The following is a 25,091-nucleotide window of genomic DNA, read 5'->3' as shown; positions in this document are numbered from 1 at the left end:
GGCTCAGGGCAGGGCGCGCTCCGTCTGCGCATCGAGCAGATCCTGCAGGCGCTGCGCCGCCTCGTGCGGCAAGGCCTCCATCAAGCGGTCGCGGATGCGGCCGGCGAGCGTTGTCGCCATGCGCGCTTCGAGGAACCGCAACGCGTCGCCCAGCGCTTCCAGCATCGCGTCATCGTCCAGTCTCGCCAGCAGGCGCTCGCGATGGTGGCGCGCACCGTCATCGCGCTGCAGTTCCAGCATGCCGGACAGGTAGACCTTGGCGGCGACGAGCGAGCGTCGCGGTCCGGTCGTCGCCGGTGCAGGCGCGGGCGTGGGCGCGTGTTCGACCGCAGGCGGCGTTGCCGGCTGACGCGCCGCACCGGCGATGCTCAGGTAGCCCTCGCTCACCAGGCGCTGGATCAGCAGCGGTGCATCCTGTCCCAGCAGCTGCACCAGTTCCGCCAGGTCGCGTTGTCCGTCGCAGAGGATCAGCGCGCGCCGCTCGCGCATGCCGAGCGCACCCGTGTGGGCCTGCAGTGTCTGGCGGGCGAGATCGGTCTTGGACGGATGCATGCGGGAGATGCCGGAAGATCGCGCGCAGGCTAGTCGCGGGCGATGAAGTGCGGATGACAGAGCGGGCTTCATCGCGGCGACTTAACGCGCCAACGCTAGGATTCAGCTTTGTGCAATGGAGAGAGCCGATGAAGTCGATGTTGCCGATCGTGATGGTCGTCACGCTGTTGTCCGCATGCCAGCGCGAGGAAGCCCGCGCGCCGGCGGTGGAGCCGCAGACCACCGCGACCAGCACGCCGATGGCGGAAGCGCCGGCGCCCACGCCCGCGGTGGACGACACGGCCGCACCGGCCGGGCCGGTGAGCCAGGCCAGTTTCCTGGGCTACGGCGACATGAAACTGGGCAGCACGATCGAGGAAGCGCGTGCGGCCTGGGGTGGCGAGCTCAACGGCGCGCCGATGGAAGGCACCACCTGCCATTACCTGTGGCCGAAGTGGATCACCCGGCCCGCCGACTTCGCCTTCATGATGGAAGAGGGCAAGTTCGTCCGTTACGACGTCGGCACCGACAAGGAGACCGCGCCGGGTGGCGGCAAGGTCGGCATGAGTGTCGACGAACTGCAGAAGCTCTATGGCGGCGCGTTGAAGGCGTCGCCGCACAAGTACACGCAGGGTGGCCAGTACCTGGCGATGGACGCCGGCGACGTGGCACCGACCCAGCTGATCTTCGAGGCCGATGCCAACGGCAAGGTCACCGCATGGCGCGTGGGCCTGTCGCCGCAGGTCGCGTACGTGGAAGGCTGCTCTTGATCTCGGCCGCCCGGCTGGCCGCACCGGCGGGCCGGGCATAGAATCGCCGCACACCACACGGGAAGGGGGCGGCGATGACGGAGGCCTGGGGATACTTCGTGCTGGGGCTGGTGCTGCTGGCGCTCGGCGGCGATTCCATCGTCAAGGGCGCCTCGGGTCTGGCCCAGCGCCTCGGCGCGTCGCCGTTCGTGGCCGGCCTGCTGCTGATCGCGTTCGGCACCTCGCTGCCGGAACTGGCCGTCAATGCGCGGGCGGTGTGGGTGGGCTCGCAGGAGCTGGCGCTCGGCAACGCGGTGGGCAGCAACGTCGTCAACCTCGGCCTCACGCTGGGCGTGGCGGCGCTGGTCGCACCGGTGCTGGTGCGCATGCGCGTGCTGTCCCCGTTGCTGGTGCTGCTGGCGCTGGCCTCGCTGGCGCTGATCGTGTTCGGCCTGGACGGCGTGGTCGGCCGCGTCGAAGGCGGCGCGCTGTTGCTGGGTTTCGTGGCGGCGCTGGCGTTCCTGCTGGCGCGCGCGCCCCGCGAGGACGCGGGCGTACGCGCCGAGGTCGAAGCCTTCGCGACCACGCACACCGTGCTGTGGATGAACCTGCTGCGCTTCGTCGTGGCGGCGGCGCTGCTGTATTACGGCGCGCGGTTCGTGGTGCAGGGCGCCCCGGTGATCGGCGCGCACTGGGGCCTGTCGCCGCTGTTGACCGGCCTGCTGCCGGTGGCGATCGGCACGGCGCTGCCGGAAATCGCCGCCGCGGCGATGGCGGCGCGACGCGGGCAGGGCGACATGGTGGCCGGACACGTCATCGGTTCCAGCCTGTTCAACCTGCTGGTGGTGGTCGGCGGCATGGCGGCGTTCCGTCCGCTGGCGCTGCCGGCGTCCTTCGTGCGGCTGGAACTGCCGGCGGCCATCGCCTTCGTGCTGGTGCTGTATCCGATGCTGCGCGGCGACCTGCGCATCAGCCGAGTGGAAGGCGGCATCCTGCTGGCGGCCTTCATTGGCTGGGTGATCCTCGAGATCGCATTGCTCGCCTGAACTGAACGGCGGGTCAGGCGTATGTGAACGGGTTTGTTAAACTCGGGGCGATTGCTCGCGAATGACGCATTCCCTGCAAGGCAAGGCGGTTGATGATTCCTTTTCTTGAAATCCTGCTGGCGCTGCCGTTCGTGCTGGCGCTGGTGGTGGCGCTGGCGCGCGGCCTTCCGCGCGGCGCGACCGCGTGGCTGGCGGGCCTGGCGCCGCTGCTGGGCCTGGTGCTGCTGGCCTGGATGACGCCCAGCGTGCTGCAGGGCTGGAACCTGCGCGCCGACCACGCCTGGATCCCGCAGATCGGCCTGGCCTTCACCCTGCGGCTCGACGGGCTGGCCTGGATGTTCGCCGGCCTGGTGCTGGCGATCGGCGCCCTGGTGGTGATGTACGCGCACTACTACCTCAGCGCGAAGGACAGCGCACCACGCTTCTTTGCCTACCTGCTGCTGTTCATGGGCTCGATGCTCGGCGTGGTGCTGGCGGGCAACCTGTTGCTGCTGGTGGTGTTCTGGGAACTGACCAGCATCAGCTCGTTCCTGTTGATCGGCTTCTGGTCGCATCGCCAGGATGCACGCGAAGGCGCGCGCATGGCGCTGGCGATCACCGGCGCGGGCGGCCTTGCGCTGCTGGGCGGCGTGCTGCTGATCGGGCGCATCGTCGGCAGCTACGACCTTGACGTGGTGCTGGCCTCGGGCGACCTGATACGCGCGAGTACGCTGTATCCGTGGGCGTTGATGCTGGTGCTGGCCGGCGTGTTCACCAAGAGCGCGCAGTTCCCGCTGCACTTCTGGCTGCCGCACGCGATGGCTGCCCCCACGCCGGTGTCGGCCTACCTGCATTCGGCGACGATGGTGAAGGCCGGCGTGTTCCTGCTGGCGCGGCTGCATCCGGCGCTGGCGGGCACCGACCTGTTCTTCTACGTGGTCACCAGCGTGGGCGCGATGACGCTGCTGGTCGGCGCGTGGTTCGCGATCTTCCAGCACGACCTGAAGGGCTTGCTGGCGTATTCCACCATCTCGCACCTGGGGCTCATCACGCTGCTGTTCGGCATCTCCACGCCGATGGCGGTGGTCGCAGGCGTGTTCCATATCCTCAACCACGCCACGTTCAAGGCATCGCTGTTCATGGCGGCGGGCATCATCGACCACGAGACCGGCACGCGCGACATGCGGCGGCTCGGCAACCTGCGGCGCTATCTGCCGATGACCAGTGCGCTGGCCATCGTCGCCTCGCTGGCGATGGCGGGCATTCCGTTGCTCAACGGTTTCCTGTCGAAGGAGATGTTCTTCGCCGAGGCGATCGATATCCCCGGGCACCGCGCCATGCGCGATGCGATCGCGGTGGCGGCGCTGCTGTACGGCATCTTCGGCGTGGCCTACAGCCTGCGGTTCGTCTACGAGACCTTCTTCGGCGACGATCCTTATGTCGGCGGCGTGGCGCCGCATGAACCGCCGCGCTGGATGAAGATCCCGGTGGAAGTGCTGGTGGTGCTGTGCGTCGCGGTGGGCATGTTCCCGGCGTGGACGGTCGCGCCGGTCCTGCATGCGGGCGCCGGTGCCATCCTCGGCGACGCGATGCCGGCGTACAGCCTGTCGGTGTGGCATGGCATCAACACGCCGCTGCTGATGAGCCTGGCCGGGATCGCCGGCGGCATCGTGCTGTACTTCGGGTTGCGCCGGCTGTTCGGCCTGCATGCGAACGTGCGCCGTTCGCTGGGCCGCCACGTGTTCCGCTGGAACATGGAGGCGCTGTATGCGCTGGCCGGCCGCTTCACCCGCCGCATCGCCAACGGCAGCCTGCAGCGCAGCCTGCTGTTCCTGGTGTTGGCGGCATTGGTCGCCGGCGCGGCGCCCTTCGTCGCCGGCGATGCCTCGCCGCTGCAGTGGCGCGCGCCGCAGCCGATGCCGCTGCTGGGCTGGTTGCTGTGGCTGGTGCTGGTGGTGTGCGCGGTGTGGACGATCCGGCTGTACCGGCAGCGCCTGCTGGCGGTCGTGGTGCTGGGCGGCGCCGGCCTGATGGTCAGCCTGGCGTTCGTGTTCCTGTCCGCACCGGACCTGGCACTGACCCAGCTGATGGTGGAAATGGTCAGCCTGGTGCTGTTGCTGCTGGGCCTGCACTACCTGCCGCCGCGCTCGCCACCGGAGCGCACGCCGCGCCGCCGCCTGCGCGACATCGTCGTGGCGCTGGCCGCGGGCACCGGCGTGGGCCTGCTGGCCTACCAGATGATGACGCGGCCTGCCGACACCATCAGTGGCGAGCTGCTGGCGCGTTCGTTGCCCGAAGCCTATGGCGCCAACGTGGTCAACGTGATCCTGGTGGACTTCCGCGGCTTCGATACGTTCGGCGAGATCACCGTGTTCGGCATCGCGGCGCTGATCGTGCACGCGCTGCTGCGACGCGCACGCATGGCGCCGGAGAAGATCATGTCGGGCCCGCCGGTCAAACTGCCGGTGCCGGCCGACCTGGCGCAGATCATGTTCCCGCTGACGCTGACGGTTTCCGTCTTCCTGTTCCTGCGCGGGCACAACGCGCCGGGCGGTGGCTTCATCGCCGGCCTGGTGCTGGCGGTGCCGCTGCTGGTGCAGTACGTGATCCAGGGCGCGGCGTCGGTGGAGTCGCGCTTCGGCTTCGACTACGTGCGCTGCATCGGCGTGGGATTGATCATCGCCGGCCTGAGCGGGGTGGCGTCGATGGGCTTCGGCGTACCGTTCCTCACCAGCGGCCATCTCGACCTGCACCTGCCGGTGATCGGTACGGTGCCGCTGGCCAGCGCCATCGGCTTCGATACGGGCGTGTACCTGGTGGTGTTCGGTGGCGCCATGCTGATCCTGTCGATGATGGGCACCATCCGGCCCTCGCGCACGCGCGTGTCGCACCTGGGGGTGATGGAACCGGGTGAGCGTTCCACCCGCACGGGAGAGCTGCGTTGAGGGAGATGTCCTGATGGAACTGGCGATGGCAAGCGCGATCGGCATCCTCACCGCGGCCGGGGTGTACCTGCTGCTGCGCGCGCGCAGCTTCGACGTCATCCTCGGGCTGACCCTGCTTTCGTACGCGACCAACCTGCTGATCTTCAGCGGTGGCCGGCTGGTGCCGGGCAAGCCGGCGGTGCTGCGCGACGGCGTGGCGCCGACGCTGGCCCACTACACCGACCCGCTGCCGCAGGCGCTGGTGCTGACCGCCATCGTGATCGCCTTCGCCATGACGGCGGTGACGGTCGTGCTGTCGATCCGCAGCCGCGGCGACAACGACAGCGACCATGTCGACGGCAGCAAGGCCGAGCGCGAGTTCCTGGCCAGCGAACAGCGCCGGCATGAAGAAGCCCGCGATGCCGCCAAGGCCGACGAGGCGGAGCCGCGCGCATGAACCACCTGCCGGCGCTGCCGATCCTGATCCCGCTGTTCGCCGCCGCGATCGTGCTGTTCTTCGAGCACCGCCGCTTCGGCATGCTGCCGCAGCGCATCGTCGCGTGGGCCTCGCTGGCCGCGATGCTGGCCGTGGTCGGCGTGCTGGTGGCGTCGGCGGGAGCCGGCGAGGTCTCGGTCTACCTGCTCGGCGACTGGCCGGCGCGGCTGGGCATCGTGCTGATGGTCGATCGCCTGTCGGCGCTGATGCTGCTGGTCGGGCTGCTGCTGGCGGCCGCCTGCCTGCTGCATGCGTGCGCCGGCTGGGACCGCCGCGCTCCGCACTTCCATGCGTTCTTCCAGTTCCAGCTGATGGGCTTGAACGGCGCGTTCCTCACCGGCGACATCTTCAACCTGTTCGTCTTCTTCGAGGTGCTGCTGATCTCCTCGTACGGCCTGCTGCTCAGCGGCGGGCGCGGCGAACGGATGCGCGCAGGCCTGCATTACGTCACCTTCAACATCGCCGCATCCACGCTGTTCCTGGTGGCGCTCGGCCTGCTGTACGGCCTGCTCGGCTCGCTCAACATGGCCGAACTGTCGGTGCGGGTGGCGCAGCTGCCGCCGGGCGACGTGGCGCTGGTGCAGGCGGCGGCGGGCCTGCTGTTCGTAGTGTTCTGCGCGAAGGCTGCGTTGTTGCCCATGTACTTCTGGTTGCCCGAGACCTATACGCATGCGCCGGCAGCGGTCGCCGGCCTGTTCGCCATCATGACCAAGGTGGGCCTGTACGCGGTGCTGCGGCTGGGCACGCTGAGCTTTGGTGCGTCGGGTCCGCTGGACGGCTTCGCCTGGCCTGCCTTGCTGGTGCTGGGCGCGGTAACGCTGGTGCTGGCGTCGCTGGGCGTGCTGGCGGCGATCCGGCTGCGCGCACTGGCGGCGTACCTGGTGCTCGGCTCGGCGGCGACGCTGTTCGTCGCCTTCTCGCTGCACACCACCGGCACGATCGGCGCGGGGCTGTATTACCTGGTGCACAGCAGTTTCGCCGGCGCCGCACTGTTCCTGCTCGCCGACCTGATCCGTCGCCGCCGCGGCCGCGCGAGCGACCGCAAGGACCTGATCGCCGCACTGCCGGACAAGACCGTGCCCGGCCTGCTGTTCCTGGTCGCCGCGGTTTCGCTGGCGGGCCTGCCGCCGCTGTCGGGCTTCATCGGCAAGCTGCTGCTGCTGGAGGCCGTGCCGGCCGGCCCGCGCACGCTGTGGATCTGGGCGCTGGTGCTGGGCACGAGTTTCCTGATGCTGGTCGGGCTGGCGCGCGCGGGCACGCGGCTGTTCTGGCGTGTCGAGCCATGGCCGGACGCGGGCGTGCGCCAGCTGGAGGCCTATACGCCGGAGCAGGACCTGGTGTCCGCGCCTTCGCGCCCGCTTGAAACGATGGCCATCGTCCTGCTGCTCGCCTACGGCGTGGCGCTGGTGCTGGCCGCCGCGCCGGTGCTGGACTACATGCGCGCCACCGCGGCGCAGCTGCAGTCGCCGGGTGATTATGTCGAACACGTGCGCACCGCCGCGCCGATCCTGAGGGAGCCCTGAGCATGGCCGCGACATGGCGCAAGCGCTGGTTGCCGTCGCTGCCGCTGAGCGCGACGGTGTTCTGCTTCTGGCTGCTGATGAACGACGACGTCAGCGCCGGCCACGTGGCGTTGGCGCTGCTGCTGGCGCTGCTGATTCCGCCGTTCGCGGCGCGGCTGGACCGCGAGTTCGCCAGCATCGGCCGCCTTCGCAGCGTGCCGCGCATGCTGGGCGTGCTGCTGCTGGATATCGTGCAGGCCAATGTCACCGTGGCGCTGCAGGTGCTGGGTCCGGAACGGAAGATCCATCCCGGCTTCATCTGGGTGCCGCTGGACATCGACAACATCCACGGCATCGCCGCGCTGACCAGCATCATCACGCTGACCCCGGGCACGGTGTCGTCGGCGCTGTCGGACGATCGCCGCCACCTGCTGGTGCACGTGCTGAACCTGGACGACGCCGACGCGGTGATCCGGCAGATCAAGACGCGCTACGAGGCGCCGCTGATGGAGATCTTCCCATGACACCCACGGAACTGGTGATGTACGCCATCGTCGGCGCGATGCACGTGGTGGGCCTGGCGATGCTGCTGGCGCTGGTCCGGCTGGTGCGCGGCCCCAGCGTGCCCGACCGCATCCTGGCGCTGGACACCCTGTTCGTGTCGGCGATCGCGCTGCTGGTGCTGTTCGGCATGTACCTGGGCACGGCGGTCTACTTCGAGGCGGCGCTGATCATCGCCATGCTGGGCTTCGTCGGCACGGTCGTGCTGAGCAAGTACGTGCTGCGCCGGGACATCGTCGAATGAGCTGGGTGTTCGCCATCCTGCTGGTGCTGCTGCTGGCGGTGGGCAGCTTCTTCGTCCTGGTCGGCTCCTTCAGCCTGCTCAAGCTGTCGGAGTTCTTCAAGCGCCTGCACGGCCCCACCAAGGCCAGTACGCTCGGCGTGGGCTGCATGCTGGTGGCCTCGGTCGGTTACCACGCCCTGGGCGGTACCGATCCGCAGCCGCGCGAACTGCTGATCACCGCTTTCCTGTTCATCACCGCACCGATCAGCGCGCACCTGATGGCGAAGGCGGCGTTGTCGCTGCACATGGCCGAGCGGCCGCCGATGCCCGGGGGCGAGCCGACGCAGCCCGTCGATGCGGTCGACGAAGACGCCGGCCCGGGCGCCTGATCCGCGATGCGTACCGCCCTTGTGTTCGGTGCCAGTGGGCAGATCGGCGAGGCGCTGCTGGCGCGGCTGTCGGCGTCGGCGTGGCAGGTGTTCGCGGTATCGCGCACGCCGCGCGCGCCGTCGTCGAACGTACGCTGGCTGACGGGCGAGTTTGCCGGCATCGCGGGCTTGCCTGACGCCGTCGATGTGGTCTTCAGCACCGGGCCGCTGGACGGGTTCGCGCAGTGGTATGCGCGCGGGCAGGTCGCCATGCCACGCGTGGTCGCGTTCGGTTCCACCAGCCTCGATACCAAGCAGGCGTCGGGCGACGCGTACGAACGCGCGATCGTCGCCCGCCTGCAGGCCGCCGAGCAGCTCGTCTTCGAGACCGCGGCATCCAAGGGCGCGGCGGCCACGTTGCTGCGCCCGACCCTGGTCTACGGCGCCGGCCGCGACCAGACGCTGGCGCGGATCGCGGCGATGGCGCGGCGGATGCGCTTCTTCGTGCTGCCGCGTGGTGCGGACGGAAAACGCCAGCCGGTGCATGTCGATGATCTCGCCGACGCCGCGCTCGCCGTGGTGGATGCGCCCGCCACGCACGGACAGGCCTACGCGCTGCCCGGCGGAGAAACCATGGACTACCGCGAGATGGTGGCGCGTACGCTGGCCGCGCTCGATCCGCCGGTGAAGCTATGGCAGGTGCCGATGCCGGTGTTCAGGGCAGCGTTGTCGCTGGCCCGCGCGGCGGGCGTGATGCGTGGACTCACCGACGATGCCGTGGCGCGCATGCGAGAGGACCTGGTGTTCGATGCCGCGCCGGCGCGCAACGACTTCGGTTACGCGCCGCGGACTTTCATCGTCGACAAGCGCGCGGCGGGTGCGTAGAGCGGAGCTTGCTCCGCTGCTCTTCGCGGCGTCAGGGCGATGCCACGCACGGCATCCGCGGAGCAGGCTCGCCCCTGCTCAATACCGCCAGCCCATCTTCCGGTAGAACTTGCTGAGCACCCACACCGGGCCGATCAGCAGGTAGGTGAGGTCGGTCAGGAAGCTGGGCTTCTTGCCTTCGATCTTGTGGCCGACGAACTGCGCGATCCAGGCCAGCACGAAGACCGCGATGGCGAGATAGAGCAGGTTCTGCAGGCCCAGCAGCGACTCCAGCCAGCGCGTCAGCCATGCCATGGCGATGAAGATCGCCAGCATGCCGAAGCCCAGCGGGCGCGACAGTTTGTAGTAGTACATCCACGCGCCGAACATCGCGATCGCCGCCCACGCGCCGGACTTCACCCAGGTGCCGAACACCGGAATGCACCAGAGCAGCGCCACCACCGTCCACAGGATCGCCGGCACGGCGAAGACATGGATCAGCTGGTTGGTCTCGTTGACGTGATCACCGGAATAGCTGGCGAACCATCGGTCCACCGGACGTTGCGCGGTCGCGTTCATTCATCCCTCCCGAGGATGGCAATGCGGCAGGGTATGGAGCATACCCCAGCCCGGCAGGGGGTGCCGGGCCGGCCGTCGCAACGTCGTAGGAGCGGGCCATGCCCGCGATGCTCTTCGACCACAGCGCGCAGAAGCATCGCGGGCATGGCCCGCTTGTGTCTGCAATTACCCCTAGAGTTGGGGTGGAGAGCGATGTGCGGCAGGCCGACAGGCCGCTGTGTTCGAGCACGTGTAGGAGCCAGGGCCGCCGCACATCGACCTCGCTCCATAGCCCGAACAGTTGAACGAGCCTGAGCTCGAACTTCACAAGCGTGGGCAGGAACGAGGGGGCTCTCTCCTGTCCCACAGTTTACGAGCTTCCATGACCCTCTGGATTGGTATCGACGTCTCCAAGGCCACCCTGGCCGTCCATTTACTGCCGACCCGGCAGTTTCTTTCTGTGCCCAACACTGGCGAAGGGCATGCCGGCCTGTGCGCCATGCTCAAGGGGCAGACCGTTGGCAATGTGCTGCTGGAAGCCACGGGCGGCTACGAACGCGCCGTGATGCGGGCCCTGGTCAGCGCCGATGTTCCGGTCACCCGGATCAACCCACGTCGCGCCCGTGCCTTTGCCACCGCCTTGGGCAAAACCGCCAAGACCGACCCCATCGACGCGGCCCTGCTCGCGCGCATGGCCGAACTGGTCTGCGCCCCTGGTGTGGCACCAGAGCCCGAGCGCGAAGCCTTGCGTGAGCTGGTCCAGCGCCGCGAACAACTGGTCCAGCAGCGTGACGACGAGCGCCGCCGCCTGCCCCGAGCGTGCACGCCCTTGGTCCGTGACGACCTTGCCGCTCACATCGGCCAGCTGCGCCTGCGCATCCACGACTTGGACAAGGCCATCGTCCATGCCCAGCAACAACTCGACGATCAGCTGAGCCGGAAGCTGCGGGCGATCGCCGGCATCGGCCAGGTCACCGCCGCCAGCCTGATGGCTTACCTGCCTGAACTGGGGCGTCTGGATCGCCGCCAAATCGCTGCATTGGCCGGGCTGGCTCCCTACAACGTGGACAGCGGACAACACGCCGGCAAACGCCGTATCCGCGGCGGACGCGCCGCGATCCGCCGTGTCCTGTACATGGCGTGCTGGTCAGTGATCCGCAAGCAAGCCGACTTCAAGGCACGTTACCAGCGACTACGCCAGCAGGGAAAGGCCGCCAAAGTCGCCATTACCGCCTGCATGCGCGTGCTACTCATCCGCCTCAACGCCATGGTCCGCGAACAGACCGAGTGGCGAGCCAGCTAAAAGACAGTTGCTCCTACAACGCCGTGTGCGGTCAGTCGACGACGATGCCGGCCAGTTTCTGCAGCGCCTCGGCGTACTTCGCGCGCGTGCGTTCGATGACCTCGGCCGGCAGCGACGGGCCGGGGACGGTCTTGTTCCAGTCCAGCGTCTCCAGGTAGTCGCGCACGAACTGCTTGTCGTAGCTCGGCGGACTGGTGCCGACCTCGTACTGGTCCGCGGGCCAGTAGCGCGAGGAGTCCGGCGTCAGCATCTCGTCCATGATGTAGAGACGGCCGTCTTCATCGGTGCCGAACTCGAACTTGGTGTCCGCCAGCAGGATGCCGCGCTCGGCGGCGAAATCGGCGGCGAAGCGGTAGATGCGCAGGGTGGCGTCGCGCACGCGTTCGGCCAGTTCGGCACCGACGGTCTTCACCATGGCGTCGAAGTCGATGTTCTCGTCGTGATCGCCCACGGCGGCTTTCGTCGACGGGGTGAAGATCGGCTCGGCCAGCTTCTCGGCCTGGCGCAGGCCGTCGGGCAGTTCGATGCCGCTGACCTTGCCGGTGCGCTGGTAGTCCTTCCAGCCGCTGCCGATCAGGTAGCCGCGGGCGATGGCTTCCACCGGCACCGGCTTGAGCTTCTTCGTCACCACCGCACGCTTGGCGTACAGCGCGGCGTCCACGCCGGCCGGCAGCACCGACGCGACATCGATGCCGGTCAGGTGGTTGGGCATCAGGTGTGCGGTCTTGGCGAACCAGAAATTGGAGATCTGGCAGAGCATCTCGCCCTTGCCGGGAATCGGGTCGGGCAGCACCACGTCGAATGCGGACAGGCGGTCGGTGGCCACCATCAGCAGGCAATCGCCCTCGGGCGCATCGGCGGGCAGGCGGTCGCGGGGCAGGTCGAACACGTCGCGGACCTTGCCGCGGTGGCGCAGGGTGAGGCCGGGCAGATCGGATTGGAGCAACGTCGTGGGCACAAACACTCCTTGGGGAGTTCCGGAAACCAGCGAGGCGTACAGCGTCGTGGGGGCGTGCGGCTGGCCGTGCGCCCGCGTCCCGGGGTGGCCTCCACCCGCTGCTGCGGGGCCGGGTACCGTACCGGGCCGCGTAGTGTACGGCGCTTGGGGCCGCCGTGTGCCGTAAAATGCCGCGATTGCCGGAGAAGGCGGGCCGAATGAAGCGCTGGTACGGAAAACTGCTGGGATTCGTGGCCGGTTGGCTGCTGATGCGCCATCCGCTGGGAGGCCTGGTGGGCCTGATCATCGGCCACGCCTTCGACCAGGACTGGTTCAAGCTCAGCCGCGACAACCCGTACCGCGTGCTCGACCTGACCAGCGATGCCAGCGACGCCGAGATCGACCAGGCCTACCGCCGGCTGATCTCGCAGTACCACCCCGACAAGATGGCCGGTGCCGCGGAAGACCTGCGCGACCAGGCCGAACAGAAGGCGCGCGAGATCAACGGCGCCTACGACCGCATCAAGACCCTGCGCAAGCGCAAGTGAGCCCCTCCATGTCGAACTGCATCATCGCCCCGTCCATCCTGTCCGCCGATTTCGCCCGCCTGGGCGAGGAAGTCGACAACGTGCTGAAGGCCGGCGCCGACTGGGTGCACTTCGACGTGATGGACAACCACTACGTGCCCAATCTCACCATCGGCCCGCTGGTGTGCAGCGCGTTGCGCAAGCACGGCGTCACTGCACCGATCGACGTGCACCTGATGGTGGAGCCGGTGGACCGCATCGTGCCGGACTTCGCCGAAGCCGGCGCCAGCATCATCAGCTTCCATCCGGAAGCCTCGAAGCACGTGCACCGCACGATCCAGCTGATCAAGTCGCTGGGCTGCAAGGCCGGCCTGGTGCTCAATCCCGGCACGCCGGTCGAAGTGCTGGACTGGGTGCTGCCGGAACTGGACCTGGTGCTGCTGATGTCGGTGAACCCGGGCTTCGGCGGGCAGGCCTTCATCCCGTCGGCGCTGGACAAGTTGCGCGCGGTGCGCGCGATGATCGACAAGACCGGCAAGGACATCCGCCTGGAAATCGACGGCGGCGTGAAGGCCGACAACATCGGCCAGATCGCCGCGGCGGGTGCGGATGCGTTCGTCGCCGGCTCGGCGATCTTCAATGCGCCGGACTACAGGGACGTAATCGATCGCATGCGCCAAGCCGTGGCGGAAGCGCGCGGCTGATCCTGCGTGGCGCCGGGCTTGCCCGGCTATCTCCGGGCGCACAGGTCGCGCCAGCGAAGCAGGCTCCGCTCTGCGGCCATGGAAAAGGGCGATGGCTTTCGCCACCGCCCCGGAAGAATTGGAGGCTGATCCTGCCTCCGCCCATCGTCCCTGCTATGGCCTTCCACGCTACGCGTGGTCTGTGACCGGAAGATGACGATGGCGTCGGCCGCTGTAGGAGCGACGTGAGTCGCGACCGCACGCCATCCGTTCCAGGTGTTCTGGGGTCGATAGGTTCTGTTTCGCTCACAGCGTGTGGTCGCGACTCACGTCGCTCCTACAGAAAGGCCGCTATGCTCGCGCGTCCATCAAGGAATCGCCCATGACCTCCCCCCGCTGGCGCCTGATCCTCAACGGAAAATCCGCCGGCGACGATGACATGCGCAAGGCCGTGCAGGCCATGCGCGGGGACGGCATCGCACTGGACGTGCGGGTGACGTGGGAGGACGGCGATGCAGACCGCTACGTCGCCGAGGCCATCGCCGACGGCGTGGCGACCGTCATCGCCGCCGGTGGCGACGGCACCCTGAGCGAGGTGGCCACGACACTCGCCCATCGCGGCGAGACCGCCGACGCGCTGCCATCGCTCGGGCTGGTGCCGCTGGGCACGGCCAACGACTTCGCTACCGCCGCCGGTATTCCGGATGAGGCGCTACCCGCGCTGCAGCTCGTCCGAGAGGTCGCGGCCGTGCCGCTCGACCTGCTGCGTATCGATGCGGCAGACGGCACGCACTGGTGCGCCAACCTGGCCAGCGGCGGTTTCGGTACCGAGGTGACGGTGGAAACCGACGAGGGCCTGAAGAAGATGCTCGGCGGCCTGGCCTACCTGATCACCGGCGTCGCCCGCCTCGGACGCATCGAGCCGATGACCGCGCGCCTGCACGGCCCCGATTTCGATTGGCAAGGCGACTTCATTGCCCTGGGCATCGGCAACGGGCGCCAGGCCGGCGGTGGGCAGGCGCTGTGTCCGGATGCGCTGGTCGATGACGGCTTGCTGGACCTGACCATCGTCCCGGAACTGTCCGGCGAAGTCGCCGCCACCCTCGGCACGCTGGTCAAGGAAGGCAAGCATGCGGCGCTGGACCGCGTCGCCACCCGCACCCGCCTGCCGTGGGTGGAACTGGAGGCCGACCAGCCGTTGACCCTCAACCTGGACGGCGAGCCGGTGCAGTCGCGGCGTTTCCGCATCGAGTGCGTCCCCGGCCGCGTGCGCATGCATCTGCCTGCAGGCTGTCCGTTGCGTCTGCAACCTTAGGAAAGCGCTGGCTCGTCATTCCCGCGGCTTTCAACAGACGCACGTCTGGTCAGGCGGGAACCCAACGCCTTGGCTTTCAACGACATGAAGCCACTGGGCCCCCGCCTTTGCGGTGACGACGGCACTGATTCGTGCTTCCCCCAGTGGCCGGCGGGTCGATGCCTCGGGTAAAGTAGCCCCGTGTCCCATCCCGCGCTCCCGCTTTCCAAAGATTCCGCACGCCCTGGCTGGCGATGGTGGCCCGTAGCCGTCGCCCGTACCGCCACCGTGTCCCGGAAGGAAAGCCCGCTTGATCTCGCACGCCCAGTTCCAGCAGTACGCTGCTGAAGGTTTCAACCGCATCCCCGTCGTCCGTGAAGTGCTGTCCGACCTGGACACGCCGCTTTCGGTCTACCTGAAACTCGCCGACGCGCCGCATACCTACCTGTTCGAGTCGGTGGAAGGCGGCGAACGCTTCGGCCGCTATTCCATCATCGGCCTGCCGGTGCGCCGCGTGGCGACCTTCCGCGGCCACACCCTGCAGATCCGCGACCACGGGCAACTGGTCGAAACGCGCGAAGTCGCCGATCCGTTCGCCGAAGTCGAAGCCCTGCGCGCCGCGTATGCCGTGCCGAAACTCGAAGGCCTGCCGGGATTCACCGGTGGCCTCGTCGGCTGGTTCGGCTTCGAGTGCATCGGCTACATCGAGCCGCGACTGGCGAGCGGCGACAAGCCCGACGAACTCGACACCCCCGACATCCTGTTGATGCTGTCGGAAGAAGTGGCCGTCTTCGACAACCTCAAGGGCCGCCTGTACCTGATCGTCCACGCCGACCCGCGCGCACCGGAAGCGTGGGAACAGGCGCAGGCGCGACTGGACGTGCTGACCACCAAGCTGCGCCAGCCCGGTTCGTATCCCGCGCCGATCACCCGCGACGTGCTGGACGAGAGCCACTTCGTCTCCGGCTTCACCCACGACGGCTTCATCGCGGCGGTCGAGCAGTCGAAGGAATACATCCGCGCCGGCGACATCTTCCAGGTGGTGCTGAGCCAGCGCCTGAGCGTGCCGTTCAATGCGCGGCCGGTGGATGTGTATCGCGCGCTGCGCGCGCTGAATCCCTCGCCGTACATGTATTTCCTGGACGTCGGCGACGTGCAGGTGGTGGGCTCGTCGCCGGAAATCCTGGTGCGGCTTGAGCAGGGCGAGGTCACCGTGCGCCCGATCGCCGGCACGCGGCCGCGCGGGAAGACGCACGATGAGGACCTGGCGCTGGAAGCCGAACTGCTGGCCGATCCCAAGGAGCGCGCCGAGCATCTGATGCTGATCGATCTGGGCCGCAACGACACCGGCCGCGTGTCGGAAGCCGGCACCGTGCAGGTGGGCGAACAGTTCGTCATCGAGCGCTACAGCCACGTCATGCACATCGTCAGCGAAGTCACCGGCAAGCTGTTGCCGGGCCTGAGTTATGCCGACGTGTTGCGCGCGACGTTCCCGGCCGGCACCGTCAGCGGCGCGCCGAAGATCCGCGCGCTGGAAGTGATCCGCGAGCTGGAACCGATCAAGCGCAACGTCTATGCCGGCAGCATCGGCTACATCGGCTGGCACGGCGACGCCGACACCGCCATCGCCATCCGCACCGCCGTCATCAAGGACGGCCGCCTGCATGTGCAGGCAGGCGCCGGCATCGTCTACGACTCCGACCCCGAGAAGGAATGGGACGAGACGATGAACAAGGGCCGCGCACTGTTCCGCGCCGTGGCCGAAGCGGCGAAGGGCTTGTGATGGAGGTCGCCGCCGCCAATGCGAAGATCAGCCTGCGCAACGATTACAGCGAGGGCGCGCATCCGCGCCTGCTGCAGGCGCTGGCCGTGGCGAGCGCCGAGATCAACCGCGGCTACTGCCTGGACGTGCACAGTGAGCGCGCCGCCGCGCTGATCCGCGACCGGCTCGGCCGCGATGCCGATGTGCATTTCCTCGCCGGCGGCACGCAGACCAACCTGGTGGCCTTGGCCGCCTTCCTGCGCCCGCACGAAGCGGTGATCGCACCGGCCAGCGGCCACATCGCCACGCACGAGACCGGCGCCATCGAAGCCTCGGGCCACAAGGTGCTGACGGTGGCCACGGCGGACGGCAAGCTGAGCCCCGATCTGATCCTGCCGTGCCTCGACGGCCACCGCAGCGAGCACATGGTGAAGCCGCGGCTGGTCTACATCTCCAACACCACCGAATGGGGCACCGTCTACAGCGCGGCGGAACTGCAGGCGCTGGGCGGCTTCTGCCGTGATCGCGGCCTGCTGCTCTACATCGACGGCGCGCGCCTCGCCTCGGCGTTGACGACGGAAGGCAACGACGTCGACCTGGCCCTGCTGGCCGGGCAGGCCGATGCGTTCTACATCGGCGGCACCAAGAACGGCGCGCTGCTGGGCGAGGCGCTGGTCATCGTCAACCCGGCCCTGCGCACGGACTTCCGCCATGTCATCAAGCAGCGCGGTGCGATGTTGGCCAAGGGCATGGTGGTCGGCGCGCAGTTCGAGGCGCTGTTCGAGGACGGGCTGTACTTCGTGCTGGCGACGCATGCGAACGTCATGGCGCAGCGCCTGCGCGACATCCTCCAGCAAGCCGGCGTGCCGCTGGCGGTCGACTCGCCGAGCAACCAGCTGTTTCCGGTGCTGCCGGACGCGGTCGTGGCGCAGCTGCAGCAGTGGGTCGAGTTCGAGACCTGGGAGCGGCGCGGCGATGGCACCACCGTGATCCGGTTGGTGACGTCGTGGGCGACACCGGAGTCGGCCATCGAGGCGTTTGCCGGCATCGTTTCAATGCTCCATCTTGATGCTGCGACCTCGCGTTTGGCGCGAGGAGCTTGACCCATGCGGTCGATGATGGACAACGACGATAGGTTCTCCCAACGCCTCGCGCAGTACCTGCCGTCGTCAGGTGCCGGGGTGAAGGCTGTGCGCGCGACACTTATTCCATGCTCTCCCGAGGCGCTCCCGATGAAGATCAGGTTCCTGCTGGCATTGCTCTCCGTGCTGGCGTCCGCGCCGGCCTGGTCGCAGGTCAACGCGCTGCCTTCGCAGCCGCACCTGCTGGTGAAGGGGCAGGCCGAGCGGACGGTCATGCCGGATCGCTTCACCCTCGATTTCCTCGTGCAGTCCACGATGCCCTCGCCGGGTGACGCGCGCGCAAGCGTCGAGCGCAATGTGGCCACGGTACTCGCGCTCTTCAAGGCCAACCGTGCACTCTCCGACAGCATCCACGCCTCGACGCTGTCGATTTCGCCGGAGCATGCGTTCGAGGAGGGCAAGCAGGTATTCAAGGGAACCAAGGTGGTGCGGCGGGTCCGCGCCACGTTCACGCGGCTTGAGGATGTGCGCGCCGTGCTGTCAGGTGTCGAATCCGGTCCCGAGCTGCAGATCACCGGCATCCGCTCCGGTTACGCCGCTGCTGCCGGCCTTCGCGCGGAGCTCAAGCGCGAAGCGGCGCAGCAGTCGCGGCGCTCAGCGGAAGGCCTGGCATCCGCCTACGGCACCCGCATCACCGGCCTCTACACCATCTCCGACGTTGCGCCGAGTTTCGCCTACGGCGTCCAGGCGGGCATGTGGCCGGCGCCTGGCGACGAAGCCGGAGTGACGCCTCCCGCACCGCCCGCACCGACGGCCGATATCGGAGCCACGGTCGAGGTGACGGGGACGCGGGTCGCTCCTGAGACGCTGCAGACCGGCACGATCACGTTCAACGAGAACGTCTACGCCATTTTCCTGATTTCGCCCTGAGTACCGTCCCATGCTGTTGATGATCGACAACTACGACAGCTTCACCTACAACCTCGTGCAGTATTTGCAATCGCTGGGGGCCGAGGTGAAGGTGGTGCGCAACGATGCGATGACCGTGGACGAGATCGCGAAGCTCGCGCCCGAGCGCATCGTCATTTCGCCCGGTCCCTGCACGCCAAACGAAGCCGGCGTGTCGCTGGAGATCATCGAGCGGCTCGGTGCCAGCACGCCGATCCTCGGTGTCTGCCTCGGTCACCAGAGCCTGGGGCAAGCCTATGGCGGCAACGTCATCCGCGCCGGTCGCATCATGCATGGCAAGACCTCGCGCATCCGCCACGAAGGCAAGGGCGTGTTCGCCGGCCTGCCGGATGCCTACGAAGCCACGCGCTACCACTCGCTGGTGGTCGAACGCAGCAGCCTGCCGGCGGCGCTGGAAGTCACCGCCTGGACCGAGAACGACGATGGCAGCTTCGAGGAGATCATGGGGCTGCGGCACCGCGAGTATCCGGTGGAAGGCGTGCAGTTCCATCCCGAGTCGATCCTGACCGAGCATGGCCACGCCCTGCTGAAGAATTTCCTCGAACGATGACGTAGGGCGGGCCTTGGCCCGCCATCGCCACGCCGGTGGGCCAAGGCCCACCCTATGGAGCCACCATGCCACTGACCCCCCAAGAAGCCCTGCAACGCACCATCGAGCATCGCGAGATCTTCCACGACGAGATGGTCGATCTGATGCGCCAGATCATGCGCGGCGACGTGTCGCCGACCATGACCGCCGCCATCCTGACCGGCCTGCGGGTGAAGAAGGAAACCGTCGGCGAGATCGCCGGCGCCGCTACCGTGATGCGCGAGTTCTCGCGCACCGTGGAGGTCGCCGACCGCACCCACCTGGTCGACATCGTCGGCACCGGCGGCGATGGCTCGCACACCTTCAACATCTCCACCTGTTCGATGTTCGTCGCGGCGGCGGCCGGCGCGCGGATCGCCAAGCACGGCAACCGGAGCGTGTCGTCGAAGTCCGGAAGCGCCGACGTGCTGGAGGCGCTGGGCGTGGACATCGAACTGCAGCCGGAGCAGGTGGCGCAATCGATTGCACAGGCCGGCATCGGCTTCATGTTCGCACCGGTCCATCACCCGGCGATGAAGGTCGTCGCGCCGGTGCGCCGCGAGATGGGCGTGCGCACCATCTTCAACATCCTCGGCCCGCTGACCAATCCGGCCGGCGCCCCGAGCATCCTGATGGGGGTGTTCCATCCCGACTTGGTCGGCATCCAGGCGCGCGTGCTGCAGGAGCTCGGCGCCGAGCGTGCGCTGGTGGTCTGGGGCCGCGACGGCATGGACGAACTGTCGCTGGGCGCCGGCACGCTGGTCGGCGAGCTGCGCGATGGCCAGGTGCGCGAGTACGAACTGCATCCGGAAGACTTCGGCATCGCAATGGCGGCAAGCCGCAACCTGCGCGTCGCCGATGCGGCCGAGTCGAAGGCGATGCTGCTGGGCGTGCTGGACAACCGGCCGGGGCCGGCACGCGAGATCGTGGTGCTCAATGCCGGCGCCGCCCTGTACGTGGCCGGCGTGGCGGACAGCATCGAGGACGGCATCGCCGCCTCGCGCGACGCCATCGCCAGCGGCAAGGCGCTGGAGCGGCTGCAGCAGTTCGTGGCCACCACGCAGGCGCTGGGCCGGCAGAACAGAGGGGCATGACATGGCAGGCGATGGATTCGCGTCGCTCCCCAAGCCGCCGTACTACGCGGTGATCTTTTCGTCGCAGCGCAACGCGCATGACGATGCCGGCTACGGTGCGATGGCCGAGCGCATGGTCGAACTCGCCGCGCAGCAGCCGGGGTTCCTGGGCGTGGAGTCCACGCGCGGAACGGATGGCTTCGGCATCACCGTGGCTTACTGGGACAGCGAGGACGCCATCCGCGCCTGGCGCCAGCACGCCGAACACACAGCCGCGCGCGAGCAGGGGCGGCGCGACTGGTACGACCATTTCGAGCTGCGCGTGGCCAAGGTCGAGCGGGCCTACGGCTGGGACCGCACGAACGGCGGGTAGGAGTGGCTTTACCGGGTCGGACCTCGCCAACGCGCCGGGGGGGGCGTGCCCGATCGCCGCCGGAATCGTGCCCTGCCGGGGCTGAAGCCCCTCCTGCACGGGAGCGGATGCGACAATGCGCCGTGCCCTGTGCCGGCACGGGAACCGAACCAGGATCTACATGAGCGACATCCTCAACACCATCCTCGCCCGCAAGGCGGACGAGATCGCCGAGCGCAGCGCCCGCGTGTCGCTGGCGGACCTGCGCGCGCGCATCGCCGACGCGCCGCCGACACGCGGCTTCGCCGATGCGCTGAACGCGATGGTCGCGCAGGGCGATCCGGCGGTGATCGCCGAGGTCAAGAAGGCCAGTCCGTCGAAGGGGGTGATCCGTCCCGATTTCCGTCCCGCGGACATCGCCGTGAGCTACGAATTCGGCGGCGCGGCCTGCCTGTCGGTGCTGACCGACGTGGACTTCTTCCAGGGTGCGGACGACTACCTCAAGCAGGCGCGCGAGGCCTGCACGCTGCCGGTGCTGCGCAAGGACTTCACTGTCGACCCGTACCAGGTGTACGAAGCGCGCGTGCTCGGCGCGGACTGCATATTGCTGATCGTGGCCGCGCTGGACGACGGGCAACTGGTCGACCTGTCCGGTCTAGCCATGCAACTGGGCATGGACGTGCTGGTGGAAGTGCACGACATCGACGAACTGGAGCGCGCCCTGCAGGTACCGGTGCCGCTGGTCGGCATCAACAACCGCAACCTGCGCACGTTCGAGGTATCGCTGCAGACCACGCTGGACATGAAGGAGGCGGTGCCGAAGGACCGCCTGCTGGTGACCGAAAGCGGCATCCTGGTGCCCGAGGATGTCGCCATCATGCGCGACGCGGGCATCAACGCGTTCCTGGTGGGCGAGACCTTCATGCGTGCCGAAGAGCCCGGCGAAGCCCTGCGTCAGCTATTCTTCGCCGCATGACGGACGCTCCCTATCCGACGCCGCGCGCCGATGCGCCGGTCGTGGTCTTCGATTTCGACCACACCCTGTACGACGGCGATTCCGGCGGCCATCTGGTCAAGTGGCTGATCCAGCGCAATCCGCTGCGCATGGCGGTGGCGGCGGCTGCGTCGGTGGTGCTGGGGCCGATGGTGGCGTTCCTGCCGACCCGCCGGCGCGGGATTTCCGGCTACATCTGGATCGGCACGTTCGGCCTGCACGGTCGGCGCAGCTTCGATGCGCTGATCGACCAGTACGTGGCCAGCCATCGCGATGACGTGCAGCACCGGTTGCTGCCGCACGCGCTGGAGGTGTTCCGTGAGCACCGTGCGCGTGGCGACAACGTGGTGGTGGCCACCGGCGCACCGCCGGAGCTCGCGCGCGCCATCCTCAGTTTCGTCGCGCACGAGGACGTGCCGGTCATCGGCACCGCCGTCGGCCCGCGCCTGGGCGCGGTGGTGGCCACGCGCCACTGCCACAACGAAGAGAAGATGCGCATGCTGCGCGAGCGCGGCTACGGCGAAGTGGCTGTGGCGTATTCGGACAGCAGCGCCGACCTGCCGCTGCTGAAGGCGGCGCGCGCACCGGTGGTGGTCAACCCGAAGGCTGCACGCGTGGCGATGTTCCGCCGCGTGCTGCCGCCGGGCACGCCGATCCTCAACTGGGGCTGCAAGGACCGCGGCGGTACCGCAGCGTAGGGCGGGCTCTGGCCCGCCGCTGCCGTCCGGCCAAGATCGAGACGCTTTGCAAGGCTGATTCGGCGGAACGGCGAGCGTGCGCCGGAGCGCACCCCGGGTGCGTCAGATCCGCTCCGGCGCGTTCCAGTCCTTGATCAGGTCGGCGAGTTCGATCTCCGCGAAATCCTGGTATTCGCCCGCGTCGTAGAAGCGGCCGTAGCAACCCTTGCAGCTCTCGAACCAGATATGCGGCTGCAAGGGATCGACCATGCGGATCAAGGGGCGGTTGCCGATGCAGGCCGGGCAGGTGATCCGGTCGACCCGGTTGTACCGCTCGCCCAGCGTGGGGTCGCCGACATCGATCTCTTCCGCGCGATCCTTCAGGGTCTCGTGATCGACCATTTCGAACCAGAGTCCCTTGCACTGCGTGCAGCGATGGACATTGGCTTGCGGAACCGTGATCAGTTCCATCGTGCCTTGGCACTTGGGGCATTGCATGCGGGAGCCTGCGACATGGGGAAGCGTGGCGCCTGTTGTAAGGTGCCGCCGCGATCCGGTCAACGGGGGCGGCGCCTCGGGTTCGCCGCCGCGCTGCGGCCCGTGGTCAGTGTGCGGGGCCCTGCAGCTGCGAAGGCGGCGCGGCGTGCGCCGGCATGCCGCGCTCCGGCAGCGGCCCGGCAGGCATGTCGCAACGCGGCAGGTCGGTAGTGCGTGCGACAGGCGCCTGGTCCAGGTCGAGCTCGACACGCGGCCAGCCTTCCCGCGTTGAGAAGCGCGCCTGTGTGCCTTCGACATGGATCGTTGCCAGGCTGCGCGACGTGATGCCCGCCGTGTGGCAGGCATCGGTGAACTGCGACAGGCGGGCTTCGCTGGTGTAGTCGGGCAGATGCCGCTTCAGGGCGTCGTAGAGAGCGTGTTGCGGGTGGGCCGGATCGCGGAGTGTGGTCGGCGTGGCGGAAGCGGTTACCGGTTCGCCGCCTTGGAGGACAGTGTCATCCCCGAAGCGTGCGCGCCGGGAAATCCGCTCGTCGTCCCGTACGTCCCGGTCATGCGCCGCGGCGGTGCTGTCGGGACTCTGCTTCCGGCCATTGTCCCCGTGACGCAGGGTGATGAGCCGTTGGCCGTCGCTGGTATCGATCAGGCCGAGATTCCGCCCACCAAGATTCAGGTCGGTGCTCTCCAGTTGCGACGGGTCCAGCCCCAGCCGCGCCATGTCGAGTTTGATTGTCGGCGGTCGGACCCAGTGTGCCGTGTCCTGGCCAACCTGTTCGATCAGATAGGCGCCGTAATAGTTGCGGTAGTCGGCCTTGCCCTGCGCACCGAGCGTCCTGGCGGATTGGTCGAAGTGGCACTGCGCCACCGGTTCGACATTGATGGCGCCAGCCTTGGGCAGGCGGGTGTTGGACATGTGCATGTCCTGGTCGAGGACGATGCCGCGGGCGATCTGGAGGGTGTATGCGCTGTCTCGCGAGACGCATCCGGTGGTGGGAACTGCCCGTCTCAGCATTTCTTCGCGGGAGATTTCGCCGCCATTGGTGTACTGGATGCGGCTGGCCAGCGCATTCCAACCCTCAATCTCGGCGATCGCTTCGTCGCGACGGGCGGCGCGTTGGTACAGAGAAAAGTGGGGCGTCACATCGGCGCTGCCCCCGGGGCCGGCGGCGCGTATCTCTTCCGTGATCTGGGCGGCGACAAAGTGCAGCGTCTTTCTCGACTCCGCCGCGTTCAAGGCATGTCCTGTTTCGTGACCCAGCGTGCTGGTGATGACGTCGATTCGATCCCGACGCGTCTGCAGATCTGGCCTCGTGAAGGTATCCATGCTGACGTAGACCGCCTTCTCGCTGCTATCGTAATGCCCGCCTTCGTTCGCGCCGGGTGGAGTGAGGCGGATATGCTCGAGCCGCCCGGCCTCGATGGCTTGGCTCATCCGCTCCTGGAGATAAGGCGCGGTAGCGATGGCTTCTTCTATATCTGCGCGTTTGTCCGCGGGAAGGCCATCGGTCAGACGTTGCAAGTGCGGAGGCAACCTAGTCATTTCGCGGACCTCCCGAGATCCGCAGCCAACTGGCGCAGGCCCGTTCCGCTTCAGTGCCCTCATCCAGGTAGTAGAGATAGACCCCTACACCGAAACCAGTACGGTTCTCAGGAACGTCTCGGCCAAACCCCCAGGAGGGCTTGTTGCCGAACGTGGAGCGCGTCGCTGCACGTTCGTATCCCAACGCGACAATGTCATTGGCGAGTTCCTCGAAATCCATCGTGCAGAAGGTGGGCTTCTCGTCGGTCCATGGTTCGACACCGTTGTCGAGCGCGATCGTGATCGTCGGCGGGTCGCTCAGTCCATGCAGGCGGATGGTCTCTACGTAATACGTCCATCCCTCGGTCGTGATGCCGAAGTAATCATAGCCATCGCGCACTTTCGGGTTCTTCACCATGCGCATCCTGAAGATCGACTCCAGATGCGGGTGCTCCATGTCTTCCAGCGTCCGCAGGCTGTCCAGCAGCGCCAATACCTGCTTTCGGAGCGTGGCCGACGGAATGGGCGGGCCGCGTTCGATCTCGACGGTGGCTTCGTCAGCCACGGGCTTCGTGGGTGCGGCAGATGCGGTTTCGGGGGGTGAGAGAGTCGGTGTTGGTGACGGTGTGGGTGCTGTTGGCGCGGAGGCCGTCGCTGCCGACGCGGGTGCAGGCTCCGCAAGTTTCCCGGGTGGGTGGGCTTCGCCGCAGGCTGCCAACGCGCCTGCCACCAGCGTTGAGGTGGTCATGATCCGCTGAAGTGGGTTCATTTCATCGTCCTGGACGGCAAGGGATGCGGGTGGATGCGCGCGACGGGGCTTGCGCTTGGCCGGTGCCGGCGCGCCGCCGGGCGGCAGGGGCCCCAGTTCGCGTAAGGTACGCTCGTTCACGATGGCCAGGTCGCGAAGCAGTTGCAGCGCATGCAGTGCATCGTGGCGGAATCTCGGCCCCAGATCCGGGTCCTTGTCGTCCATGATGTTCAAGTACGTTCCCTCGTGATGCATCGAAGCGATAGAGGTCATCCCGCCGACAGCGATGCGCGGGTGCGTTCGTCGC

27 protein-coding genes are annotated in these 25,091 nt (G+C 67.9%); 21 read left to right on the top strand and 6 right to left on the bottom strand.

Features of this window, described 5'->3' with window-relative positions:
* Positions 1-3 precede the first annotated feature (3 nt).
* Positions 4-552 carry a hypothetical protein gene (locus tag MMG85_RS02485; RefSeq protein ID WP_241044547.1) on the bottom strand — a complete coding sequence of 183 codons (549 nt, stop codon included), beginning with the start codon at positions 550-552 and terminating at the stop codon, positions 4-6.
* Positions 553-680: 128 nt separating this feature from the next.
* On the opposite strand from MMG85_RS02485, the gene MMG85_RS02480 reads away from it, so the two are divergent.
* The 9 genes from MMG85_RS02480 (at position 681) to MMG85_RS02440 (ending at position 9,264) form a co-directional block, all read left to right on the top strand.
* On the top strand, positions 681-1,301 hold the full coding sequence (locus MMG85_RS02480; protein WP_235578456.1) for a lectin: 621 nt from the start codon (positions 681-683) through the stop codon (positions 1,299-1,301).
* Positions 1,302-1,375: 74 nt separating this feature from the next.
* Positions 1,376-2,326, top strand: coding sequence for a calcium/sodium antiporter (locus MMG85_RS02475; RefSeq protein ID WP_241044545.1), 951 nt, complete (start codon positions 1,376-1,378; stop codon positions 2,324-2,326).
* Between the two features lie 92 nt (positions 2,327-2,418).
* A complete protein-coding gene (locus tag MMG85_RS02470; protein WP_241044543.1) occupies positions 2,419-5,250 on the top strand; it encodes a monovalent cation/H+ antiporter subunit A in 2,832 nt (943 codons plus the stop codon).
* Between the two features lie 13 nt (positions 5,251-5,263).
* Positions 5,264-5,686, top strand: a complete 423-nt coding sequence (locus tag MMG85_RS02465) for a Na+/H+ antiporter subunit C (protein ID WP_241044542.1) — start codon at positions 5,264-5,266, stop codon at positions 5,684-5,686.
* Entirely contained in the window at positions 5,683-7,248 is a 1,566-nt protein-coding gene (locus tag MMG85_RS02460) for a monovalent cation/H+ antiporter subunit D (protein WP_241044540.1), read from the top strand. Before MMG85_RS02465 ends, MMG85_RS02460 begins: the two co-directional genes overlap by 4 nt.
* Before the next feature lie 2 nt (positions 7,249-7,250).
* Positions 7,251-7,751: a Na+/H+ antiporter subunit E gene (locus tag MMG85_RS02455; RefSeq protein ID WP_241044539.1), complete on the top strand. Its 501-nt coding sequence runs from the start codon at positions 7,251-7,253 to the stop codon at positions 7,749-7,751.
* Positions 7,748-8,032, top strand: coding sequence for a K+/H+ antiporter subunit F (locus MMG85_RS02450; RefSeq protein ID WP_241044538.1), 285 nt, complete (start codon positions 7,748-7,750; stop codon positions 8,030-8,032). The genes MMG85_RS02455 and MMG85_RS02450 overlap by 4 nt, the downstream gene beginning before the upstream one ends.
* Positions 8,029-8,400 carry a Na+/H+ antiporter subunit G gene (locus tag MMG85_RS02445; protein WP_241044537.1) on the top strand — a complete coding sequence of 124 codons (372 nt, stop codon included), beginning with the start codon at positions 8,029-8,031 and terminating at the stop codon, positions 8,398-8,400. The genes MMG85_RS02450 and MMG85_RS02445 overlap by 4 nt, the downstream gene beginning before the upstream one ends.
* Positions 8,401-8,406: 6 nt before the next feature.
* A complete protein-coding gene (locus MMG85_RS02440) occupies positions 8,407-9,264 on the top strand; it encodes an NAD-dependent epimerase/dehydratase family protein (protein WP_241044536.1) in 858 nt (285 codons plus the stop codon).
* Positions 9,265-9,342: 78 nt separating this feature from the next.
* On the opposite strand, the gene MMG85_RS02435 is transcribed toward MMG85_RS02440, so the two are convergent.
* Positions 9,343-9,822 (bottom strand): Mpo1-like protein, encoded by a 480-nt coding sequence (locus MMG85_RS02435; RefSeq protein WP_055937003.1) that lies wholly within the window; start codon positions 9,820-9,822, stop codon positions 9,343-9,345.
* A gap of 361 nt (positions 9,823-10,183) precedes the next feature.
* On the opposite strand from MMG85_RS02435, the gene MMG85_RS02430 reads away from it, so the two are divergent.
* Positions 10,184-11,104 (top strand): IS110 family transposase, encoded by a 921-nt coding sequence (locus MMG85_RS02430; RefSeq protein WP_241044535.1) that lies wholly within the window; start codon positions 10,184-10,186, stop codon positions 11,102-11,104.
* Between the two features lie 31 nt (positions 11,105-11,135).
* Here MMG85_RS02430 and MMG85_RS02425 read toward each other — a convergent pair whose 3' ends face one another.
* Positions 11,136-12,062, bottom strand: a complete 927-nt coding sequence (locus MMG85_RS02425) for a phosphoribosylaminoimidazolesuccinocarboxamide synthase (protein ID WP_241044534.1) — start codon at positions 12,060-12,062, stop codon at positions 11,136-11,138.
* Positions 12,063-12,259: 197 nt separating this feature from the next.
* Between MMG85_RS02425 and MMG85_RS02420 the strand changes: the two genes are divergently transcribed.
* The 11 genes from MMG85_RS02420 (at position 12,260) to MMG85_RS02370 (ending at position 22,043) form a co-directional block, all read left to right on the top strand.
* Complete coding sequence (locus MMG85_RS02420) at positions 12,260-12,589, top strand: DnaJ domain-containing protein (RefSeq protein WP_241044532.1); 330 nt, start codon at positions 12,260-12,262, stop codon at positions 12,587-12,589.
* 8 nt (positions 12,590-12,597) lie between these two features.
* The gene (gene rpe / locus MMG85_RS02415; protein ID WP_241044530.1) at positions 12,598-13,272 is read left to right on the top strand and encodes a ribulose-phosphate 3-epimerase; all 675 of its coding nucleotides are present in this window, start codon (positions 12,598-12,600) and stop codon (positions 13,270-13,272) included.
* Between the two features lie 361 nt (positions 13,273-13,633).
* Positions 13,634-14,566, top strand: a complete 933-nt coding sequence (yegS, locus tag MMG85_RS02410) for a lipid kinase YegS (RefSeq protein ID WP_241044528.1) — start codon at positions 13,634-13,636, stop codon at positions 14,564-14,566.
* A gap of 289 nt (positions 14,567-14,855) precedes the next feature.
* Entirely contained in the window at positions 14,856-16,328 is a 1,473-nt protein-coding gene (trpE, locus tag MMG85_RS02405) for an anthranilate synthase component I (RefSeq protein WP_241044525.1), read from the top strand.
* The gene (locus MMG85_RS02400; protein WP_241044523.1) at positions 16,328-17,410 is read left to right on the top strand and encodes an aminotransferase class I/II-fold pyridoxal phosphate-dependent enzyme; all 1,083 of its coding nucleotides are present in this window, start codon (positions 16,328-16,330) and stop codon (positions 17,408-17,410) included. Before trpE ends, MMG85_RS02400 begins: the two co-directional genes overlap by 1 nt.
* Before the next feature lie 129 nt (positions 17,411-17,539).
* On the top strand, positions 17,540-18,319 hold the full coding sequence (locus MMG85_RS02395; RefSeq protein WP_241044618.1) for an SIMPL domain-containing protein: 780 nt from the start codon (positions 17,540-17,542) through the stop codon (positions 18,317-18,319).
* Positions 18,320-18,329: 10 nt separating this feature from the next.
* Positions 18,330-18,908, top strand: a complete 579-nt coding sequence (locus MMG85_RS02390; RefSeq protein WP_055936984.1) for an aminodeoxychorismate/anthranilate synthase component II — start codon at positions 18,330-18,332, stop codon at positions 18,906-18,908.
* A gap of 65 nt (positions 18,909-18,973) precedes the next feature.
* The gene (trpD, locus tag MMG85_RS02385; RefSeq protein ID WP_241044521.1) at positions 18,974-20,020 is read left to right on the top strand and encodes an anthranilate phosphoribosyltransferase; all 1,047 of its coding nucleotides are present in this window, start codon (positions 18,974-18,976) and stop codon (positions 20,018-20,020) included.
* 1 nt (position 20,021) lies between these two features.
* Positions 20,022-20,372: an antibiotic biosynthesis monooxygenase gene (locus MMG85_RS02380; RefSeq protein ID WP_241044520.1), complete on the top strand. Its 351-nt coding sequence runs from the start codon at positions 20,022-20,024 to the stop codon at positions 20,370-20,372.
* Positions 20,373-20,532: 160 nt separating this feature from the next.
* Positions 20,533-21,327: an indole-3-glycerol phosphate synthase TrpC gene (gene trpC / locus MMG85_RS02375; RefSeq protein WP_241044518.1), complete on the top strand. Its 795-nt coding sequence runs from the start codon at positions 20,533-20,535 to the stop codon at positions 21,325-21,327.
* A complete protein-coding gene (locus tag MMG85_RS02370; RefSeq protein WP_241044516.1) occupies positions 21,324-22,043 on the top strand; it encodes an HAD-IB family phosphatase in 720 nt (239 codons plus the stop codon). Before trpC ends, MMG85_RS02370 begins: the two co-directional genes overlap by 4 nt.
* Positions 22,044-22,145: 102 nt before the next feature.
* Here MMG85_RS02370 and MMG85_RS02365 read toward each other — a convergent pair whose 3' ends face one another.
* The 3 genes from MMG85_RS02365 to MMG85_RS02355 form a co-directional block, all read right to left on the bottom strand.
* Entirely contained in the window at positions 22,146-22,520 is a 375-nt protein-coding gene (locus MMG85_RS02365; protein ID WP_277399696.1) for a zf-TFIIB domain-containing protein, read from the bottom strand.
* 106 nt (positions 22,521-22,626) lie between these two features.
* Positions 22,627-24,036: a hypothetical protein gene (locus MMG85_RS02360; protein WP_241044512.1), complete on the bottom strand. Its 1,410-nt coding sequence runs from the start codon at positions 24,034-24,036 to the stop codon at positions 22,627-22,629.
* A 13-nt stretch (positions 24,037-24,049) separates the two neighbouring features.
* Complete coding sequence (locus MMG85_RS02355) at positions 24,050-25,009, bottom strand: hypothetical protein (protein ID WP_241044616.1); 960 nt, start codon at positions 25,007-25,009, stop codon at positions 24,050-24,052.
* Between the last annotated feature and the right edge of the window lie 82 nt (positions 25,010-25,091).

Source organism: Pseudoxanthomonas sp. LH2527 (assembly GCF_022539275.1).
Lineage (GTDB): Bacteria > Pseudomonadota > Gammaproteobacteria > Xanthomonadales > Xanthomonadaceae > Pseudoxanthomonas_A.
The sequence above is the reverse complement of the archived record's forward strand: the minus strand, read 5'-3'. Positions and strand labels throughout refer to the sequence as shown.

Coding starts and splice junctions, on each gene's coding strand:
- MMG85_RS02470 (WP_241044543.1), top strand. CDS start 2,419: ATGATTCCTTTTCTTGAAATCCTGCTGGCGCTGCCGTTCGTGCTGGCG.
- MMG85_RS02400 (WP_241044523.1), top strand. CDS start 16,328: ATGGAGGTCGCCGCCGCCAATGCGAAGATCAGCCTGCGCAACGATTAC.
- MMG85_RS02450 (WP_241044538.1), top strand. CDS start 7,748: ATGACACCCACGGAACTGGTGATGTACGCCATCGTCGGCGCGATGCAC.
- MMG85_RS02430 (WP_241044535.1), top strand. CDS start 10,184: ATGACCCTCTGGATTGGTATCGACGTCTCCAAGGCCACCCTGGCCGTC.
- MMG85_RS02365 (WP_277399696.1), bottom strand. CDS start 22,520: ATGCAATGCCCCAAGTGCCAAGGCACGATGGAACTGATCACGGTTCCG.
- MMG85_RS02355 (WP_241044616.1), bottom strand. CDS start 25,009: ATGGACGACAAGGACCCGGATCTGGGGCCGAGATTCCGCCACGATGCA.
- MMG85_RS02480 (WP_235578456.1), top strand. CDS start 681: ATGAAGTCGATGTTGCCGATCGTGATGGTCGTCACGCTGTTGTCCGCA.
- MMG85_RS02465 (WP_241044542.1), top strand. CDS start 5,264: ATGGAACTGGCGATGGCAAGCGCGATCGGCATCCTCACCGCGGCCGGG.
- MMG85_RS02440 (WP_241044536.1), top strand. CDS start 8,407: ATGCGTACCGCCCTTGTGTTCGGTGCCAGTGGGCAGATCGGCGAGGCG.
- MMG85_RS02370 (WP_241044516.1), top strand. CDS start 21,324: ATGACGGACGCTCCCTATCCGACGCCGCGCGCCGATGCGCCGGTCGTG.
- MMG85_RS02485 (WP_241044547.1), bottom strand. CDS start 552: ATGCATCCGTCCAAGACCGATCTCGCCCGCCAGACACTGCAGGCCCAC.
- rpe (WP_241044530.1), top strand. CDS start 12,598: ATGTCGAACTGCATCATCGCCCCGTCCATCCTGTCCGCCGATTTCGCC.
- MMG85_RS02390 (WP_055936984.1), top strand. CDS start 18,330: ATGCTGTTGATGATCGACAACTACGACAGCTTCACCTACAACCTCGTG.
- MMG85_RS02380 (WP_241044520.1), top strand. CDS start 20,022: ATGGCAGGCGATGGATTCGCGTCGCTCCCCAAGCCGCCGTACTACGCG.
- MMG85_RS02435 (WP_055937003.1), bottom strand. CDS start 9,822: ATGAACGCGACCGCGCAACGTCCGGTGGACCGATGGTTCGCCAGCTAT.
- MMG85_RS02395 (WP_241044618.1), top strand. CDS start 17,540: ATGAAGATCAGGTTCCTGCTGGCATTGCTCTCCGTGCTGGCGTCCGCG.
- trpD (WP_241044521.1), top strand. CDS start 18,974: ATGCCACTGACCCCCCAAGAAGCCCTGCAACGCACCATCGAGCATCGC.
- yegS (WP_241044528.1), top strand. CDS start 13,634: ATGACCTCCCCCCGCTGGCGCCTGATCCTCAACGGAAAATCCGCCGGC.
- MMG85_RS02475 (WP_241044545.1), top strand. CDS start 1,376: ATGACGGAGGCCTGGGGATACTTCGTGCTGGGGCTGGTGCTGCTGGCG.
- MMG85_RS02455 (WP_241044539.1), top strand. CDS start 7,251: ATGGCCGCGACATGGCGCAAGCGCTGGTTGCCGTCGCTGCCGCTGAGC.
- MMG85_RS02420 (WP_241044532.1), top strand. CDS start 12,260: ATGAAGCGCTGGTACGGAAAACTGCTGGGATTCGTGGCCGGTTGGCTG.
- trpC (WP_241044518.1), top strand. CDS start 20,533: ATGAGCGACATCCTCAACACCATCCTCGCCCGCAAGGCGGACGAGATC.
- MMG85_RS02460 (WP_241044540.1), top strand. CDS start 5,683: ATGAACCACCTGCCGGCGCTGCCGATCCTGATCCCGCTGTTCGCCGCC.
- MMG85_RS02445 (WP_241044537.1), top strand. CDS start 8,029: ATGAGCTGGGTGTTCGCCATCCTGCTGGTGCTGCTGCTGGCGGTGGGC.